Source organism: Streptomyces sp. NPDC004542 (assembly GCF_040610035.1).
Classification (GTDB): domain Bacteria; phylum Actinomycetota; class Actinomycetes; order Streptomycetales; family Streptomycetaceae; genus Streptomyces.
The window spans coordinates 174,522-189,459 of record NZ_JBEXLP010000007.1 but is presented as its reverse complement, the minus strand read 5'-3'; the positions used below and the strand labels follow the sequence as shown (position 1 = coordinate 189,459).

The following is a 14,938-nucleotide window of genomic DNA, read 5'->3' as shown; positions in this document are numbered from 1 at the left end:
GGGCCCTGCCGACGCGCGTCGGCAGGGCCCCCACCGTTGTGTCGCCGTCCGCCGGAAGACCGCGGCCGGGCCGCTCAGGGGGTGGGGGCGGAGCGGAGCGGGCGGCTCACCGGTCGGAGTAGCTGAGATCGCCCACGGTCCACGCGCTGACGTCCTTGATCGCGACCCGGTACATGCCGCCCGTCTCCGGGATGCCGAGGGTCCCCTGGAGGATCCGGGCGAGATGGAAGTGCAGATGCGTGGGCGCCTCGCCGTCACCGGGCCGGTTGCCGCGCGGGCCGCCGGTGAAGACGTCCGAGAACGGGCCGAGACGGTCCGAGTCCCTCAGGACCTCCGCCACCCGCTCCCGCCACACGGCTTCGGGAGCCAGCCTGCCGGTGATGACGGCGCCGCCGACGACCACGGTCAGCGACATCTGATTGCTTCGCTCGGTCTCCACCGCGGCGGAGATGGCGACGAGCAGCTCATCAGGGTTCGACATGACAGCAGAGCTTATGCGGTCCACCCGTCCGGGGCGCCCGCGGGGCCGAAGCGGGCGCGCGCACGGCGGGAGGCGGCTTCCGGCCACGGGTGCGGGCCGGTCGCGGCAGGGTTGTTTCTCCGCTGGACGAGTGAAACCTGCCCTTGCCGGAGTAGATTTTCGTCCCTGATGTGGGTACGCTTCTTCTCGTAGACACGGTCGAACGAGACCCGCCAGACACGAACTGGCGGGTAGCTGGATACGAAGTACGCAGGTCAGGGTGGCTCGCACAGCGAGGAGTCGCCCACAGCAGTACCGGTTCAGTGGTTGATTCCGAGAGGAACGGAGGAGCAGACGCCATCAGGATCGCCCGGTCCGAGGAGCACTCGGTCCGGGTACCGCAAGACCCCGGAATGGATGGTGGTCCCCGGTCAAGCAGCTGCGATCCCCCGCTCCGCCCTGCCGGGCCGGGTAGCGGAAAACAGAAGGTCGGCACAGCAGTAGGGCCGACAGATGGTGTTCAATTTCCTTCGGGGCCCTGGTGCCGTACGGCACCAGGGCCCCTCGACGCGTTGCACAGCGAGGTGACATGACATCGGACAACCCTCTGAACGATCGTCTGGACGACGACGACTACCCCGCGTACACGATGGGCCGGGCAGCCGAGATGCTCGGCACCACCCCGGCCTTCCTCCGTGCCATCGGCGAGGCTCGTCTGATCACTCCGCTCCGCTCGGAGGGAGGACACCGCCGGTACTCCCGCTACCAGCTGCGGATCGCGGCGCGCGCCCGCGAGCTCGTCGACCAGGGCACCCCGATCGAGGCCGCGTGCCGCATCGTCATCCTCGAGGACCAGCTCGAGGAAGCGCAGCGGATCAACGCCGAGTACCGCCGCGCCGCCAGCGAATCGGCGGGGAGCGTCACCGGCTCCGGCTGAACCCACGGCCGCCGCGCCGGGCTGTGCCTGGCCGGCCACCCCTCCCCGCGGGCGCGGGCCGCGGCCGAAGCCGGTGACGCCCCCCCCCCCGGCCCGAGCCCGGACCGCACGTCGTCGCACCGCGCCGATCCAGCGCCGTTCACCCGTGCACCGCGGGAGATGCCGTACGGCGCCCGGCGCGGCCGCACCAGAAATCTGTCACGGCGAGGCCACATCTCCGCGCCCGCCGGCGTTAGGGTTGGGGCACGAGGCAGTCCCCGGAACGAAGGTGCCATGCCCGCCGACAACGCCCCTGTCACCGGCAACCTGGACGACGACGACTACCCCGCCTACACCATGGGACGGGCCGCGGATGTTCTCGGCACCACCCCCGCCTTCCTCCGGGCCGTCGGCGAGAACGGGCTGATCACACCCCTGCGTTCGGAAGGCGGCCACCGCCGTTACTCCCGCCGCCAGTTGCGCGTCGCCGCCCGCGCCCGCGAACTGGTCGACCAGGGCACCCCCGTCGAGGCCGCGTGCCGCATCGTCTCCCTCGAGGACCAGCTCGACGACACGCTCCGCCTGAACCGGGAAATGAGCCGAACCCTGGAGGGACCCGAGGGACCCGGGGGGCCCGCCGGGCGCGGCGAGCGCGACGAGCACCGCGCGAATACCTAGTTCCGCCAGTACAGAAATACGGATTCCGGCGGGATGAGAACCGACGAGCACCCCCGTTCCCCGTGGCCGTTTGGAGCCGGGCTGTGTTAGCGTGATAGCAGTTGCAGTTTTGGTTACCAGAGAATTTTTCTTTGCAGAGCTTTCCGGATCTTTCCGGAGGGGTGATCATCGCGGCGACTCGGCTTCGTAAAGTGCGAAGTCCGGCACTGCCCCCCAAGGGAGATTCAATATGGCATCTGGCACCGTGAAGTGGTTCAACGCGGAAAAGGGCTTCGGCTTCATCGAGCAGGACGGCGGCGGCGCTGACGTGTTCGCCCACTACTCGAACATCGCCACCTCCGGCTTCCGCGAGCTTCAGGAAGGCCAGAAGGTTACCTTCGATGTCACGCAGGGCCAGAAGGGCCCGCAGGCCGAGAACATCGTTCCCGCCTGACGCTGACGCGAACCGTCGCGGACCAGTGGTCCGCGCATGATGTGGCTGGGGCCCGCGCTCTTGGGGTGCGGGTCCCAGCCCATTGTTTTACCGCTTCCCGGATTCCCCGGACGTCTGCCGCCTCGGCTTCATCAGCACGAGTCGCGGCACTCCGTTTTTTCTTCGGCTCATTCTTGCGAATCCTCGTGCGGTCGTCACCGTCGGACGGATTTCCTCGATACGCCGCATCGAGGAAGGTTCCGTCATGAACCGCACCCGTCGCACCGACGGCACCACTGGTGGCTTCCGCTCGGACAGGAGGTCCGCCCGTTCGGCGGGCTTCACCCGTTCGGCGGGCTCCGCTCCCGGCAGCCGCTTCCGTACGCAGAGGACGGCCGGCCAGGGCCCCCGTCCGGACGCCGGACGGCGGAGCGGCCAGGGCTCGGGCGCCACCCCGCGCCGGCAGGAGTTCGCCCTGCCGGTCACCCTCACCGAGCCGCTGCCGGCGGTCGAGACGTTCGCCGAACTGGACATGCCCGCCCGGCTGCTGGCCGCGCTCGGCACCGAGGGTGTGACCGTGCCCTTCCCGATCCAGGCGGCCACACTGCCGAACGCGCTGGCCGGCCGGGACGTCCTCGGCCGGGGCCGCACCGGCTCGGGCAAGACGCTCGCCTTCGGCCTGCCGGTGCTGGCCCGGCTGGACGGACAGCGGGCCGAGCCGCGGCAGCCGCTCGCCCTCGTCCTCGTCCCCACCCGGGAACTGGCCCAGCAGGTCACCGACGCGCTCACCCCTTATGCCCGCGCCCTGCGGCTGCGGCTCGCCACCGTGGTGGGCGGCATGTCGATCGGCCGGCAGGCCGGCGCACTGCGCGGCGGCGCCGAGATCGTCGTCGCGACACCCGGCCGCCTCAAGGACCTCATCGAGCGGGGAGACTGCCGGCTGGACCGGATCGCCGTCACCGTCCTGGACGAGGCCGACCAGATGGCCGACATGGGCTTCATGCCGCAGGTGACCGCGCTGCTCGACCAGGTCCCCGCCCATGGGCAGCGGTTGCTGTTCTCGGCCACCCTGGACCGCAACATCGACCTCCTGGTACGCCGCTACCTGCACGACCCCGTGGTGCACTCGGTCGACCCGTCCGCGGGAGCCGTCACCACCATGGAGCACCATCTGCTGCACGTGCACGACGCCGACAAGGACGCCGCCGCGACCGAGATCGCCGCCCGCGACGGACGCGTGATCATGTTCCTGGACACCAAGCACGCGGCGGACCGGCTGGCCAGGCACCTGCTGTCCGTCGGGGTGCGGGCCTCGGCCCTGCACGGCGGCAAGTCCCAGTCGCAGCGCAACCGGACGCTCGCCCAGTTCAAGGACGGCCACGTCACGGTCCTGGTGGCCACCAACGTCGCCGCCCGCGGCATCCACGTCGCGGGCCTCGACCTCGTCGTGAACGTCGACCCGCCCGGCGACCACAAGGACTACCTGCACCGCGGCGGCCGTACCGCACGCGCCGGCGAGTCCGGCACCGTCGTCACCCTCGTACTGCCCCACCAGCGGCGCGCGATGGACCGCCTCATGGCCGACGCCGGCATCGCCGCGCGCGCCGTCCGGATCCGCCCGGGCGAGGCCGAGCTGCGGCGCATCACCGGCGCCCGGACCCCCTCCGGCGTGCCCGTCGTCCTCGCCGCACCGGCCGACGCGCGAGGCGAGGGAAGGGGATCCGGCAAGGGATCCGCCGACCGGCATCGCAGGGGCCGTGCCGCCACCCGAACCCGTCGGCCCGCGCCGAGGAACAACCCGTAGCCCGCGCCCGGGGGACGCGCTCCCCGCGGCCGGGACCGGCCTCGCCCGTCCCGGCCGCCCCGACGAAGAGGAGAAGCCCTTGACGCCGTTCCCGACCCGAACACAGCACTCCGACAGCGCCGACGGCACCGGTCTGACCGCCCGTGACGCCATGTACGCCCCCGGACCGCAGGTCGACGACCACATGGCGGTCGACGTGGCCCTGTCCGTGCTCATCGGTGCGCGCGTGCCGCACCTGCTCCTGCGGGACGAGGACGGACGGTGCGCCGGACTGGTCACGCGGGCCCAGCTCGCCGCGCACCGCGGCGGCTCGTGGTACAGCGACCGGACGCGGCTGCGGGACATCCCGCTCGACCGCGGACCGTTCACCTCGTCCATGGCCGCACTCGGCGAGGCGGAAGCCGCCATGCGGGTCAGGACCCTGGACGTGTCCCCCGTGATCGACGAGCACGGCTACGCCCTGGGCGTCCTCGCGCTCACACCCTGACCGCCGTCCGCGCCGGGAGCCGCGTCCCACGACGCCGTGCCGCCCGCCGGGGCAGGTGAGGTTTTCCTCGCCGTCCGGACCAATCCGCCGCCGCGGGGGAACCGGATTACGTCCGGAGATGTCCCAGCAGCGGAGGCCCCTGTGAAAGAAGCCGTGTACATCGGCACGAACCCCTCGTCGGAACCGGACCTGCAGGAGCTGATGGGGCGCGTGGCCCTCGGCGACGAGGAGGCGTTCGCCTCCGTCTACGACGCCGTGGCCGGCTCCGTCCTGGGTGTCGCGCGTGCCGTCCTGCGCGATCAGGCGCAGTCGGAGGAGGTGGCGCAGGAGGTCCTGGTGGAGGTGTGGCGGACCGCTCCCCGCTACCGGTCCGACCGGGGGACGGTCGTCAACTGGATCCTCACGCTCGCGCACCGCCGCGCGGTGGACCGGGTCCGCTCGGTGGAGGCCGCCGCCGCCCGGGACCACAAGGCCGCGCTGCTGGACCGGACGCCCGAGTTCGACGAGGTGACCGAGCAGGTCGAGGCCAGGCTGGAACGGGAACAGGTACGACGGTGCCTGCGCACGCTGACCGAGATCCAGCGGCAGGCCGTCACGCTCGCCTACTACCGGGGGCTGACCCAGCGCCAGGTGGCGGAGGCGCTCACTCTTCCGCTGGGGACGGCCAAGACCCGGCTGCGGGACGGACTGATCCGCATGCGCGACTGCCTGGGGGTGACGGCATGACCACGACCGCTGATCTGCACCGGATGACGGGCGCCTACGCCCTGCACGCCCTGTCCGGCGAGGAACTCCGCACGTTCGAGCGGCACCTGGCGGGCTGCGAGCCGTGCGCGCAGGAGGCCGCCGAGCTGTCGGCCACCGCGGCCCGGCTGGGGCTGGCCGCCTCCGTGACGCCTCCGCCGGCCATGCGCGAGCAGGTGCTGCACCGCGTCTCCTCGGTCCGGCAGGAGTCGCCGGGCGCGTTGACGGCGATCCGCGCGGGGCGGGCCGGGGTGCGGGCCCGTCTGCTGTCCCGGTGGGCGCTGGCCGCCTGCCTCGCGGCGGCCGCCGCACTCGGCGGTACGACGGTGTGGCAGCACCAGCGGGCCGAGGACGCCCTGCGCCAGGCGCACCGCGCGCAGCAGGCGACGGACGGGATCGCCGCCGTGCTGGCCGCGCCGGACGCCAGGACGCGGACCGCCACGCTGGGCGACGGCGCCACCGGCACGGTGGTCGTCTCCCGGGGCCGGGACAAGGCCGTGTTCGTCGCCTCCGGGATGGCCCGTCCCGCCGACGGCAAGGTCTACCAGCTGTGGTTCGACGACGACGGCACCATGCGGTCGGCCGGCCTCATGGATCCCGGCCGCACCGACCAGACCGTTCTGCTGCGCGGCGGTGTCGACGGGGCCTCCGGCATGGGGGTCACCGTGGAGCCGGCGGGCGGCTCCGAGGAGCCGACCTCCGCGCCGGTCGCCCTGCTGCGGTTCCCCGCGTGACCTGAGCGAACCGGGTGCCGCTCCCGTCCCCCGGCCGGTACGGTTCTCCGCCCCGGCCGGGGGACGGGCCGGACAGCACCGGCCCGCGGCCTGCCCCGGAAGCGCTCGGGCGCCACGTACGCCGTGGCGGCCGCGACCGTACGACACCCCGACACGCACCGCACCACGCCGACCGGTCCGCCGGCCCGGGTGTGGCGCCCGGCGGGACCGTCGCCGGCGTGGGCAGCCGCGTACCGGTGGTGCCGGCTCGTTCCGGCAGGGCCGGTGCCGGGCGTGCGGGAGGGCCGGGGATTCCGGGGCCCGTCCGGGGGGCGTCGTGTGCCGCGGGCCGCACCGTCCAGCCGGTGGCGGGGCGGGCCGGTCAGACCAGGCCCGTGATCGTCACGGTCACCCGGGCCGTGGGGCCGCCGGGGGACAGGGCGGCGAGGTGCCTGGTGACGGCCGTGCGGACGGCACGGGCCACGTCCACCGCCCTGGCCCGGCACAGGGTCACCACCTGGACGTCGACGTGCCAGTCACCGGCGCCGTCCGGTCCGGGCGTGATGCGCACTCCGGCGGTCGAAGCCCGGCCGGTGCCGGGATCGGGCCGGGACAGCGCGGAGCGGAGCCGGGCGGCCAGCCCCGGCTTGAGGAAGGCGACGCCCGGTACGCCCTCCACGACCCGGGCGACGTCCTCGACGAGCGAGGTGTGCGGGGGGTGCACGGTCATGCGGTACGCCCTTCCTGATCGTCGACCGGGGCGTCGACGAGGTCGGTGACACGGATGTCCACGGCGGCCACGGTCATGCCCAGCTGCCGGCCGGCGGCCTCCCGCACCCGGTGCCGCACCCGGTCCGCCAGGTCCGGCAGACCGGCGGCGGCCGGGGCGTGGATGTCGAGGCGGACGTCGACGGTGGCGCCGTCCGTGCCGTCGGTGATCGCGATCCGGCAGGAGCCCGCGCGTACGCCGTCGACCGTCTCGGCCGCCGCGCGCAGGGCACGGGCGGCGACCGTCTCCGTGATCCACAGGTCCTCGCCGGGATCGCCCAGGGGCAACGGGCGGCCGGGCCGCAGTTCGAGGCGGACCAGGTCCATGACCCGCCGGGTCAGCGGCTCGGCGTCGTACGCGGACGCGTCCGGCGTCTGTTCGCGCAGGCCGCGCACCGCGGTCTCCAGCCGGTCGAGGTCCCGCACGGCCTCCCGGCAGTGCGGGCAGACGGCCGGATGGGGGTCGTCCGACTGCCGCTCCCAGTCGTCCCAGACCTGGGAGAGCAGCCGCCCGCACGGCAGCCGTTCGTCGTCGTCACCGCGGGTACGGGCGTCGTCGGGCGGATCGGTGTAGGCGGTCATCGCCAGGCCCCCAGTGCTTGTGTCAGACAGCGGCGTGCGCGGAAGACGCGGGCCCGGACGGCCTGCTGACTGATGCCGACCGCGTCCGCGATGAACTCGTAGGAGCGGCCGTCCAATTCTCGCAGCACCCAGCAGGCGCGCTGCTCGGCCGAGAGCAGGTCGAGGGCCTCCCGCAGCTCACGGACCGCGTCGCGGGCCTCGGTGAGGCGCTCGGGGGAGGTGGTGTGCTCGGCCGCCGGCACCTCCCCGGCCGCCTCCAGGGGCGCCACCGGCCTGCGCGACCGGAGCACGTTCAGGCAGCGGTTGGTGACGATGCGGTACATCCAGGTGCCGAAGGACGCCTGGCCCTGGAACTCCGGCAGCCGGCGCCAGGCGCTGAGGAAGGCGTCCTGCACCGCGTCCTCCGCCTCGGCCGGGGTGGTCAGCAGACGCGTGGCCAGCCGGATCAGCGCCGGTGCGTGACGTCGCACGAGCACCGCGAAGGCGTCCTCGTCGCCCTCGGCGGCCCGGACCGCCAGCAGGGCGTCGTCGGTGCCGCCCCCGGCGCCGGGTGGTGCGGTCGGTCTGCTGGCGCCCGCCACTGGGCGGCTCCTCTCGTCCGGTCTCTCCACGTTGGACACCTGTGCGCCGTACTTGTCACGCACGACTTCGGCGGCGGAGGCACACCCGGATGCGAACGCGACCGGCCTCCTTTCCTTTTTTCTTATCCGTAGCGGAATACCGCGCGGATGGGTGCGGAAAAAAGATTCACCCGATCGGGCGGCCGACCAATCCGGCGCACAGGCGGAACCGGATTCCCCACGTGACCGACGACGAGAAGGAACCGCGCAGGACCACCGGACCGCTCCGCACGGCGGCGGGAGCGCTCGCCGGCGCCGTGGCGGGCTTCGCCGCGCTCGCCCTGGCCGAACTGGTGTCGGCGGCGGTCCGTCCGCAGGCGGGGCCCGTCGTCGCGGTGGGAAGCGCGGCGATCGACCGCACACCGGCTCCCGTGAAGGACTGGGCCGTCCGGAATTTCGGCACCGACGACAAACTGGTGCTGGAAATCGGAATTCTCGCGGTGCTGACGCTTTTCGCATGCGCCCTGGGAATCGTCGCGCTGCGCTTCCGGCGGGCCGGCGCGGCAGGGGTCGTCCTGTTCGGAATCGTCGGCGCGCTGGCGGCGACCACCAGGCCCGACTCGCGCGGCCTCTCCGACGCCCTGCCGTCCCTCGTGGGCGCGGGCGCCGGCGCGGTCCTCCTCCACCTCCTGGCGGGCAGGCTCGCGTGGCGGCAGCCGGCCGCAGGTGCGACCGGCCCGGATGCGAGTCCGGCCGGGGACTGGGACCGGCGCGGTTTCGTGGTCGCCGCCACGGCGGCCGCCGCCGCCTCCGCCGGGGTCGGCGCCCTGGGCCGGGTCCTGAACGGTTCGAGCGGCCGCGACGCGGTCGCCTCCCGCGACGGGCTGGTGCTGCCGGCCCCCGGCTCTCCCGCACGCGCCGTCCCCCGGGGAGCCGGCCTGCGGATTCCCGGGATCAGCCCCTTCGTCACCCCGAACGGCTCCTTCTACCGGGTCGACACCGCACTGGTGGTGCCCAAGGTGGACGCCACGGCCTGGCGGCTGCGCATCCACGGCGAAGGCGTCCCGCGGCCGGTCGTGCTCTCCTTCGACGACCTGCTCCGCCGTGAACTGGTCGAACGCGACATCACCCTCACCTGCGTCTCCAACGAGGTCGGCGGCCCGTACGTGGGCACCGCGCGCTGGATCGGCGCACGGCTGGCCGACCTGCTGGCCGAGTGCGGGGTGAAGCCGCCCTCGAAGGGCGGCCCGGCCGACCAGCTGGTGGCCCGCTCGGTGGACGGCATGACCCTCGGCAGCCCGGTCGAGGACGTCATGGACGGCCGCGACGCGCTGCTCGCCGTCGGCATGAACGGCGAACCGCTGCCCTTCGACCACGGCTTCCCCGTACGCATGGTCGTCCCGGGCCTGTACGGATACGTCTCCGCCTGCAAGTGGATCGAGGACATCGAGCTGACCGCCTTCGACGCCTACGACCCCTACTGGGTCAGACGCGGCTGGGCCCGCCGGGCACCGGTCAAGACCCAGTCCCGCATCGACACCCCCAAGCCCTTCGCGCGGCCCCGGGCCGGCACGGTGATGGTCGCCGGGGTCGCCTGGGCACAGCACCGCGGCATCGACCGGGTCGAGGTCCGTGTCGACGACGGCCCCTGGCGGCAGGCCCGCCTCGCCGCCGAGGACAGCCGCGACACCTGGCGCCAGTGGTCCTTCCCGTGGCAGGCCACGAAGGGCGGCCACACCCTCACCGTGCGCGCCACCGACCGCACCGGCCGGGTGCAGACCGAGCGCCGCACCCGGACCGTCCCCGACGGCGCCAGTGGATGGCACTCCGTCGTGGTCACCGTCGAGTGACCTGCCAGGTCACCTCCCGAGCCATCTCCCTTCCATTCCCTTCCATGTCAGGCAGCCCAGGCTGCCCTCACCCTCAGGAGAAATCCCATGAACACCCGTGTCCGCCGTACCGCCGTCGTCCTGGCCGCCGCGGCCGTCCTGCCGCTCGCGCTCAGCGCCTGCTCCGACAGCGGCAGCGACTCCGACACGTCCGGTTCCTCCTCGAAGGCGTCGGCGTCGGCGTCGGCGTCGGCGACCGCCCAGGACGACGGCATGGCCGGCTCCGGCAGCTCCGCGTCCACCATGGACGAGCCCTTCGGAGCCGCCTGCTCGGCGGTGCCGAAGACCGGTGCCGGCTCCTTCGACGGCATGGCCCAGGACCCGGTGGCGACCGCCGCCTCCAACAACCCGGCCCTGTCCACCCTGGTCTCCGCGGTGAAGAAGGCCGGCCTGGTCGACACCCTCAACAACGCGCAGGACATCACCGTGTTCGCGCCGACCAACGACGCCTTCAAGAAGATCCCCAAGGCCACCCTGGACAAGGTCCTGAACGACAAGGCCCAGCTGACGAAGATCCTCACCTACCACGTCGTCGGCCAGAAGCTCGCGCCGAAGGACCTGGAGAACGGCTCCTTCGACACCCTGGCGAAGGCCAAGCTCACCACCTCCGGCTCCGGCGAGTCCTACACCGTCAACGACTCCGCCAAGGTGGTCTGCGGCAACGTCAAGACCGCCAACGCCAACGTCTACATCATCGACACGGTGCTGATGCCGTCCTCCTGACGCGGGCCCTGACGGGGGCCGGGGCCGCACGGTCCCGGCCCCCGTCGGCGTGCGCCGATCGGCGTGCGGCGTTCGCCGATCTGCGTGCGGCGTGCGGCGTTCCGGCGGACTTTTTACGGGAATCCGCGTCACAGCCGCGGCCGGAGCGGGTCCGAACGTATGCAGACAACCGGCAACGGGACCCGACAGGAAGGACACCATCATGACCACGCAGACCACCACGGTCGCCGCCAAGGACACCCGCGCCGTCCGGGCCGGCGGGAGGACCGAGGGGACCACGGCCGTCGCCGGCGGCGCCTCCGGCGCGGACCAGCCGGCCGCGAACCGCGGCCGGACGTCGATCGCCGACCTCGTCGTGGTGAAGGTGGCGGGGATCGCGGCCCGGGAGATCCCGGGCGTGTACGACATGGGCGGCGGCCTGTCCCGCACCATCGGCGCCGTCCGCGACCGGGTGCCCGGCGGCCGGCCCAACGTGGGGCGCGGCGTGAAGGTCGAGGTGGGCGAGCGGCAGACGGCCGTGGACCTGGACCTGGTCGTCGAGTACGGCGTGCCCATCACCGAGGTCTCCCGCGACGTGCGCGAGAACGTGATCGCGGCGGTGGAGCGGATCACCGGCCTGGAGGTCGTCGAGGTGAACATCACCGTCCACGACGTCCGGCTGCCCGACGAGGACGAGCCGTCCGCCGGTGCCGAGGCCCGCGTGGAGTAGCGGTTCCCGGACACGGGCAGGCGGCAGCGGATCCGGGTGGTTCCAGGTGGTTCCAGGTGGGAGGTGGACGGGCGTGAGCGCACCGTTCGTAGGGATGATCGCGGGGATGGCCCTGGCGTTCGCCGGGTACTTCGGCGGGTTCGGCGCGTTCTTGCTGGTGGCCGCGCTCGGCGGGGCCGGCTGGGCGGCGGGCGGCTGGGTCGGGGGCGGCGGCCGTGCCCAGGACGTGCGGGAGATGTTCGAGCGGAGCCGTCGATGACCGCCGCCGCACAGCGGGGCACCACCACGATCACGGACCGGGCCGTGCGCAGGATCAGCGAGCGGGCGGCCGGCGAGGTGCTGGCGGGCTCGGCCGCCGCACGGCCGGCGAGGGGCACGGCGTCCGTGCGCGGGCGCCGGGCGGAGGTGTCCCTCGACGTCACGCTCCCCTACCCGGCGCCACTGGCCGAGACGGTCCGCGGCGTGCAGGAGCATGTCGCGGGGCGCACCCGGGAGCTGACCGGGCTCGACGTGCCCGGCGCACGGGTCGAGGTCACCGCCTTCACCACCGCGGCGGCAGCCGGCACGTCGGCACCCGGCACGTCGGCCCTCGGCTCCGCGGCGACCGCGAGCGGGGAGGCCGGCCGCACACCCCGGCGGCTGTGGTCCCGGCGCCGGATTCCGGCCGCCGTCCTGGCCGCGGTGGCCGCCGTGGTCTGCGGTGCCCTCGCCGCCGACCTGGTCCGGGTGCACACCACGCACCACGCGGCCGCGGCCTGGCGGGTCACGGCCGCGCACTGGGCGGCGGGGCACGGGCCGGGCGACACGCCGGTGGTCGTCGCCGGTGGGCTGACGGCCCTGCTCGGCCTGTGGATGGTGGTGCTCGCCGTCACGCCCGGGATGCGCCGGCGGGCGACCGTGCTCGCACCGGCGCCCCGGGTCGTCGCGGCGGTGGACCGTTCGGCCGTCGAGTCCCTGGTCAGGGACGCGGTCGGCCGGGTGGCGGGCATCGGCGCGGTGCGGGTCCGGGTGCGCCGTCACCGGGTCACCGTGCGGGCCGGGCTGCTGTTCGGGGAACGCGGGGACGCCCGGGCCGGCGTCACGGCCGCGGCCGGCGCGGCCGTGCGGTCCTGCGGGCTGCGCCGTGCCCCTAGGCTGCGGGTGAGGGTCACGCCCGAGGCCGTCTGGCAGCCGCCGGCTGCGGCCGCGGACGCCCGGTGTCCCGCGGGTCTCGCCGGTCCCGCCGATCCCGCCGTCGGCGGCGTCCCGGACGCCCTGGAAGGAGAGGTGTGATGCGGCAGCCTCATACCGCCGTCAACCGGTTCGCCCTCGGCATCGTCGGCCTGGCGCTCCTGCTCGCGGGCGGGTGGCTCGCGGCCACCGGCACCGTCGTCGCACGCCCGCTGCCGTCGTGGTGGCCCGCCCCGGCCGCCGGGCACCGCCTCCTGCCGGCCCCGGATCGGCCGGCCCGGCTGCGCGGCGAGGGCTGGTGGACGCCCTCCGTCACGGCGGCGGCGATCGCCCTGACCGTGCTCCTCGCGTGCTGGTCCGTCGCCCGGTTGCGCTCCGGCCGGTCCCGGCCGCTGCCGCTGGCCGCGCCGGGCGGCAGCGTGCGGGGGCGGGCGCTGGCTCAGGCGCTGACCCTGCGCGCGGAAGCGGTTCCCGGTGTCGCCCGCGGCCGCGCCCGCGTCGTGCCCCGGTCCCGGCGGCGGCTGGAGGTGCGGCTGCGTGTCTGGCTGAGCCCGGACACCTCCCCGGACGAGGTGCTGCCCGCCCTGTGCGCGGTGACGGCGGAGGCGGGGACGTCGGCCGCCCCGTACACCGCGTACACCCGGCTCCGCCTCAGCGCCGCCTCGCACCGCAGGCCCCATGTCCGCTGACCCGTACACCGGCGACGCCCTGCGCCCCCGGCCGCCCGCCGCCTGGTGGCCGGCGCTGCGGCGTACGCCGGTGTCGCTGTGGAACGACGACATCTCGGACTACGCGGCGGCCCTGACGTACTACGCGATCCTCGCGGTGCTGCCCGCGATGCTGGTCGCGGTCCTGGCGTTCGGCCTGATCAGCCCCGGCACCGCCGAGGAGTTCGTCAGCCATGTCACCGCGTACGCGCCCGCCGAGTCGGCGGCGGACCTGCACGCCGTCCTGTCCCGCATGCTCGGCGCGGACGAGGGCGCGTGGCCGCTGCTGGTGGCCGGTACCGCGAGCGCGCTGTGGTCCGCCTCCAGCTACCTCGCCGTCTTCCGCCGTGCCCTGCACCGCATGCACCGCGTCGAGGACCGGCGTTCGCCCTGGCGCAAGGCGCCCCGCATCGTGCTCACCGCGCTCGTGCTGCTCGTCCTGCTGCTGACCGGTTCCCTCGCCCTGCTGCTGACCGGGCCGCTGGCTCAGGCCGCGGGCCGGGCGCTCGGCCTGGGCGCCACGGTGGCCTGGGGCTGGGACGCGCTGCGCCTTCCGCTGCTGCTGTGCCTGGTGGCGCTGCTGGTCGTGGTCGTCTTCCACACCGGGCCCGTCCCGGCGCGCCGGCGTTCACGCAGCCTGCCGGGCGGTGTCCTGGCCGCCGTACTGTGGCTGACCGTCTCCACGGGCTTCGCGCTGTACACCTCCCACCTGAGCGCCTACAGCAGGCTCTACGGCTCCCTCGCGGGCGTGGTCGTCTTCCTCATCTGGCTGTGGCTGTCCAACCTGGCGCTGCTGGCCGGCGCGCAGTTCGGCGCGGAGCTCGGCAAGGGCACCAAGTACGGCAAGGACGGCATGGACGGCAAGGGCGCCAAGGACGGTATGGGCGGCACGGACGGCAGGCACGACACCGCGGGTCACAGCACCGGGACGGGCCCCGTCCGGTAGCACTCCGGTGGCAGGGGGTCCGGGCTGCCCCCGGGATCGAGGAGGTGGGCGACGACGGCGGCCGCGGTGTCGTGCCAGAAGCGGTGGCGGCGCAGCATCGCGTGGTCGCCGTCGCGGACCAGGGCCATCGCCGCCCGGGCCGCGGTGCCGCGCGCCCGGTGCACGTAGGCGGCCGAGTCCGCGGGTGCGGTGATCCGGTCCCGTTCGCCGTGCAGGACGACGAGCCGGCGGCCCGCCATGTGCCGCACCGGTTCGCCGGGGGGCCACCAGGGGGCCAGGGCGAGCACGGCACGCACCTGCGGATGGCCGGCGGCGTGCAGCGCGGCCCGGCCGCCCATCGAGTGGCCGACCAGCACCGTGGGCACGGGCCCGGCCAGGTCGGCGAGGTGCCGCAGCGCCGCCAGGGTGTCCGGCACGGGGTCGGCCCGGGTGCCGTTCCAGCCGCGCAGGCGGTAGCGCACCCCGGCGAGCAGGACGTCCTCGTACGGCAGCCCGGCCGCGATCGCGCGCTGGACCGGGCGCATGCGCAGGGCCGCGAGCTGCCGGGGACGGGCGGGGCTGGTGCTGCTCGCCCGGCCGCCGTGCAGCACCAGTACGGCGGCGCGGGGGCGGGCCGGGGTCAGGAGCGGTACGAGTGCGCCCGCGGGGGACGGGAGAGTGCCGGTCATCA

At 74.3% G+C, this 14,938-nt stretch carries 19 protein-coding genes; 14 read left to right on the top strand and 5 right to left on the bottom strand.

Translation table 11 applies throughout. The features are described from left to right. Positions 1-106: 106 nt before the first annotated feature. Positions 107-481, bottom strand: a complete 375-nt coding sequence (locus ABZX30_RS07200) for a hypothetical protein (protein WP_355929876.1) — start codon at positions 479-481, stop codon at positions 107-109. Between the two features lie 568 nt (positions 482-1,049). On the opposite strand from ABZX30_RS07200, the gene ABZX30_RS07195 reads away from it, so the two are divergent. The 7 genes from ABZX30_RS07195 to ABZX30_RS07165 all read left to right on the top strand — a co-directional run bounded on the left by ABZX30_RS07195 (position 1,050) and on the right by ABZX30_RS07165 (position 6,235). Beyond that, positions 1,050-1,397: a MerR family transcriptional regulator gene (locus ABZX30_RS07195; protein ID WP_355929874.1), complete on the top strand. Its 348-nt coding sequence runs from the start codon at positions 1,050-1,052 to the stop codon at positions 1,395-1,397. A 273-nt stretch (positions 1,398-1,670) separates the two neighbouring features. Beyond that, positions 1,671-2,054, top strand: a complete 384-nt coding sequence (locus ABZX30_RS07190) for a helix-turn-helix domain-containing protein (protein ID WP_355929872.1) — start codon at positions 1,671-1,673, stop codon at positions 2,052-2,054. A gap of 229 nt (positions 2,055-2,283) precedes the next feature. Further along, on the top strand, positions 2,284-2,487 hold the full coding sequence (locus ABZX30_RS07185) for a cold-shock protein (protein WP_007383480.1): 204 nt from the start codon (positions 2,284-2,286) through the stop codon (positions 2,485-2,487). 244 nt (positions 2,488-2,731) lie between these two features. After that, positions 2,732-4,270 (top strand): DEAD/DEAH box helicase, encoded by a 1,539-nt coding sequence (locus ABZX30_RS07180; RefSeq protein ID WP_355929869.1) that lies wholly within the window; start codon positions 2,732-2,734, stop codon positions 4,268-4,270. 151 nt (positions 4,271-4,421) lie between these two features. Continuing rightward, a complete protein-coding gene (locus ABZX30_RS07175; RefSeq protein WP_355929897.1) occupies positions 4,422-4,757 on the top strand; it encodes a hypothetical protein in 336 nt (111 codons plus the stop codon). Positions 4,758-4,898: 141 nt separating this feature from the next. Then, on the top strand, positions 4,899-5,483 hold the full coding sequence (sigK, locus tag ABZX30_RS07170) for an ECF RNA polymerase sigma factor SigK (RefSeq protein WP_355929867.1): 585 nt from the start codon (positions 4,899-4,901) through the stop codon (positions 5,481-5,483). Beyond that, on the top strand, positions 5,480-6,235 hold the full coding sequence (locus ABZX30_RS07165) for an anti-sigma factor (protein WP_355929864.1): 756 nt from the start codon (positions 5,480-5,482) through the stop codon (positions 6,233-6,235). Before sigK ends, ABZX30_RS07165 begins: the two co-directional genes overlap by 4 nt. Before the next feature lie 361 nt (positions 6,236-6,596). On the opposite strand, the gene ABZX30_RS07160 is transcribed toward ABZX30_RS07165, so the two are convergent. From ABZX30_RS07160 to ABZX30_RS07150, 3 genes are read right to left on the bottom strand one after another with little or no spacing between them, the layout of a single operon-like run. Beyond that, complete coding sequence (locus ABZX30_RS07160; protein ID WP_355929861.1) at positions 6,597-6,944, bottom strand: hypothetical protein; 348 nt, start codon at positions 6,942-6,944, stop codon at positions 6,597-6,599. Continuing rightward, positions 6,941-7,564, bottom strand: a complete 624-nt coding sequence (locus ABZX30_RS07155) for an Asp23/Gls24 family envelope stress response protein (protein WP_355929859.1) — start codon at positions 7,562-7,564, stop codon at positions 6,941-6,943. Before ABZX30_RS07155 ends, ABZX30_RS07160 begins: the two co-directional genes overlap by 4 nt. Further along, on the bottom strand, positions 7,561-8,145 hold the full coding sequence (locus ABZX30_RS07150; protein ID WP_355929857.1) for a sigma-70 family RNA polymerase sigma factor: 585 nt from the start codon (positions 8,143-8,145) through the stop codon (positions 7,561-7,563). Before ABZX30_RS07150 ends, ABZX30_RS07155 begins: the two co-directional genes overlap by 4 nt. 221 nt (positions 8,146-8,366) lie before the next feature. Between ABZX30_RS07150 and ABZX30_RS07145 the strand changes: the two genes are divergently transcribed. The 7 genes from ABZX30_RS07145 to ABZX30_RS07115 all read left to right on the top strand — a co-directional run bounded on the left by ABZX30_RS07145 (position 8,367) and on the right by ABZX30_RS07115 (position 14,268). Next, positions 8,367-9,974, top strand: coding sequence for a sulfite oxidase (locus ABZX30_RS07145; protein WP_355929854.1), 1,608 nt, complete (start codon positions 8,367-8,369; stop codon positions 9,972-9,974). Positions 9,975-10,061: 87 nt separating this feature from the next. Then, on the top strand, positions 10,062-10,736 hold the full coding sequence (locus tag ABZX30_RS07140) for a fasciclin domain-containing protein (protein WP_355929852.1): 675 nt from the start codon (positions 10,062-10,064) through the stop codon (positions 10,734-10,736). A 202-nt stretch (positions 10,737-10,938) separates the two neighbouring features. Further along, positions 10,939-11,445 carry an Asp23/Gls24 family envelope stress response protein gene (locus ABZX30_RS07135; protein WP_355929850.1) on the top strand — a complete coding sequence of 169 codons (507 nt, stop codon included), beginning with the start codon at positions 10,939-10,941 and terminating at the stop codon, positions 11,443-11,445. 73 nt (positions 11,446-11,518) lie between these two features. After that, positions 11,519-11,704, top strand: coding sequence for a hypothetical protein (locus ABZX30_RS07130; protein WP_355929902.1), 186 nt, complete (start codon positions 11,519-11,521; stop codon positions 11,702-11,704). Then, the gene (locus ABZX30_RS07125; RefSeq protein WP_355929848.1) at positions 11,701-12,717 is read left to right on the top strand and encodes a DUF6286 domain-containing protein; all 1,017 of its coding nucleotides are present in this window, start codon (positions 11,701-11,703) and stop codon (positions 12,715-12,717) included. The genes ABZX30_RS07130 and ABZX30_RS07125 overlap by 4 nt, the downstream gene beginning before the upstream one ends. Beyond that, complete coding sequence (locus ABZX30_RS07120; protein WP_355929847.1) at positions 12,717-13,304, top strand: hypothetical protein; 588 nt, start codon at positions 12,717-12,719, stop codon at positions 13,302-13,304. Before ABZX30_RS07125 ends, ABZX30_RS07120 begins: the two co-directional genes overlap by 1 nt. Further along, a complete protein-coding gene (locus ABZX30_RS07115; protein ID WP_355929845.1) occupies positions 13,294-14,268 on the top strand; it encodes a YihY/virulence factor BrkB family protein in 975 nt (324 codons plus the stop codon). The genes ABZX30_RS07120 and ABZX30_RS07115 overlap by 11 nt, the downstream gene beginning before the upstream one ends. On the opposite strand, the gene ABZX30_RS07110 is transcribed toward ABZX30_RS07115, so the two are convergent. After that, complete coding sequence (locus ABZX30_RS07110; protein WP_355929844.1) at positions 14,238-14,936, bottom strand: alpha/beta fold hydrolase; 699 nt, start codon at positions 14,934-14,936, stop codon at positions 14,238-14,240. The two genes, ABZX30_RS07115 and ABZX30_RS07110, sit on opposite strands and share 31 nt — an antisense overlap. Between the last annotated feature and the right edge of the window lie 2 nt (positions 14,937-14,938).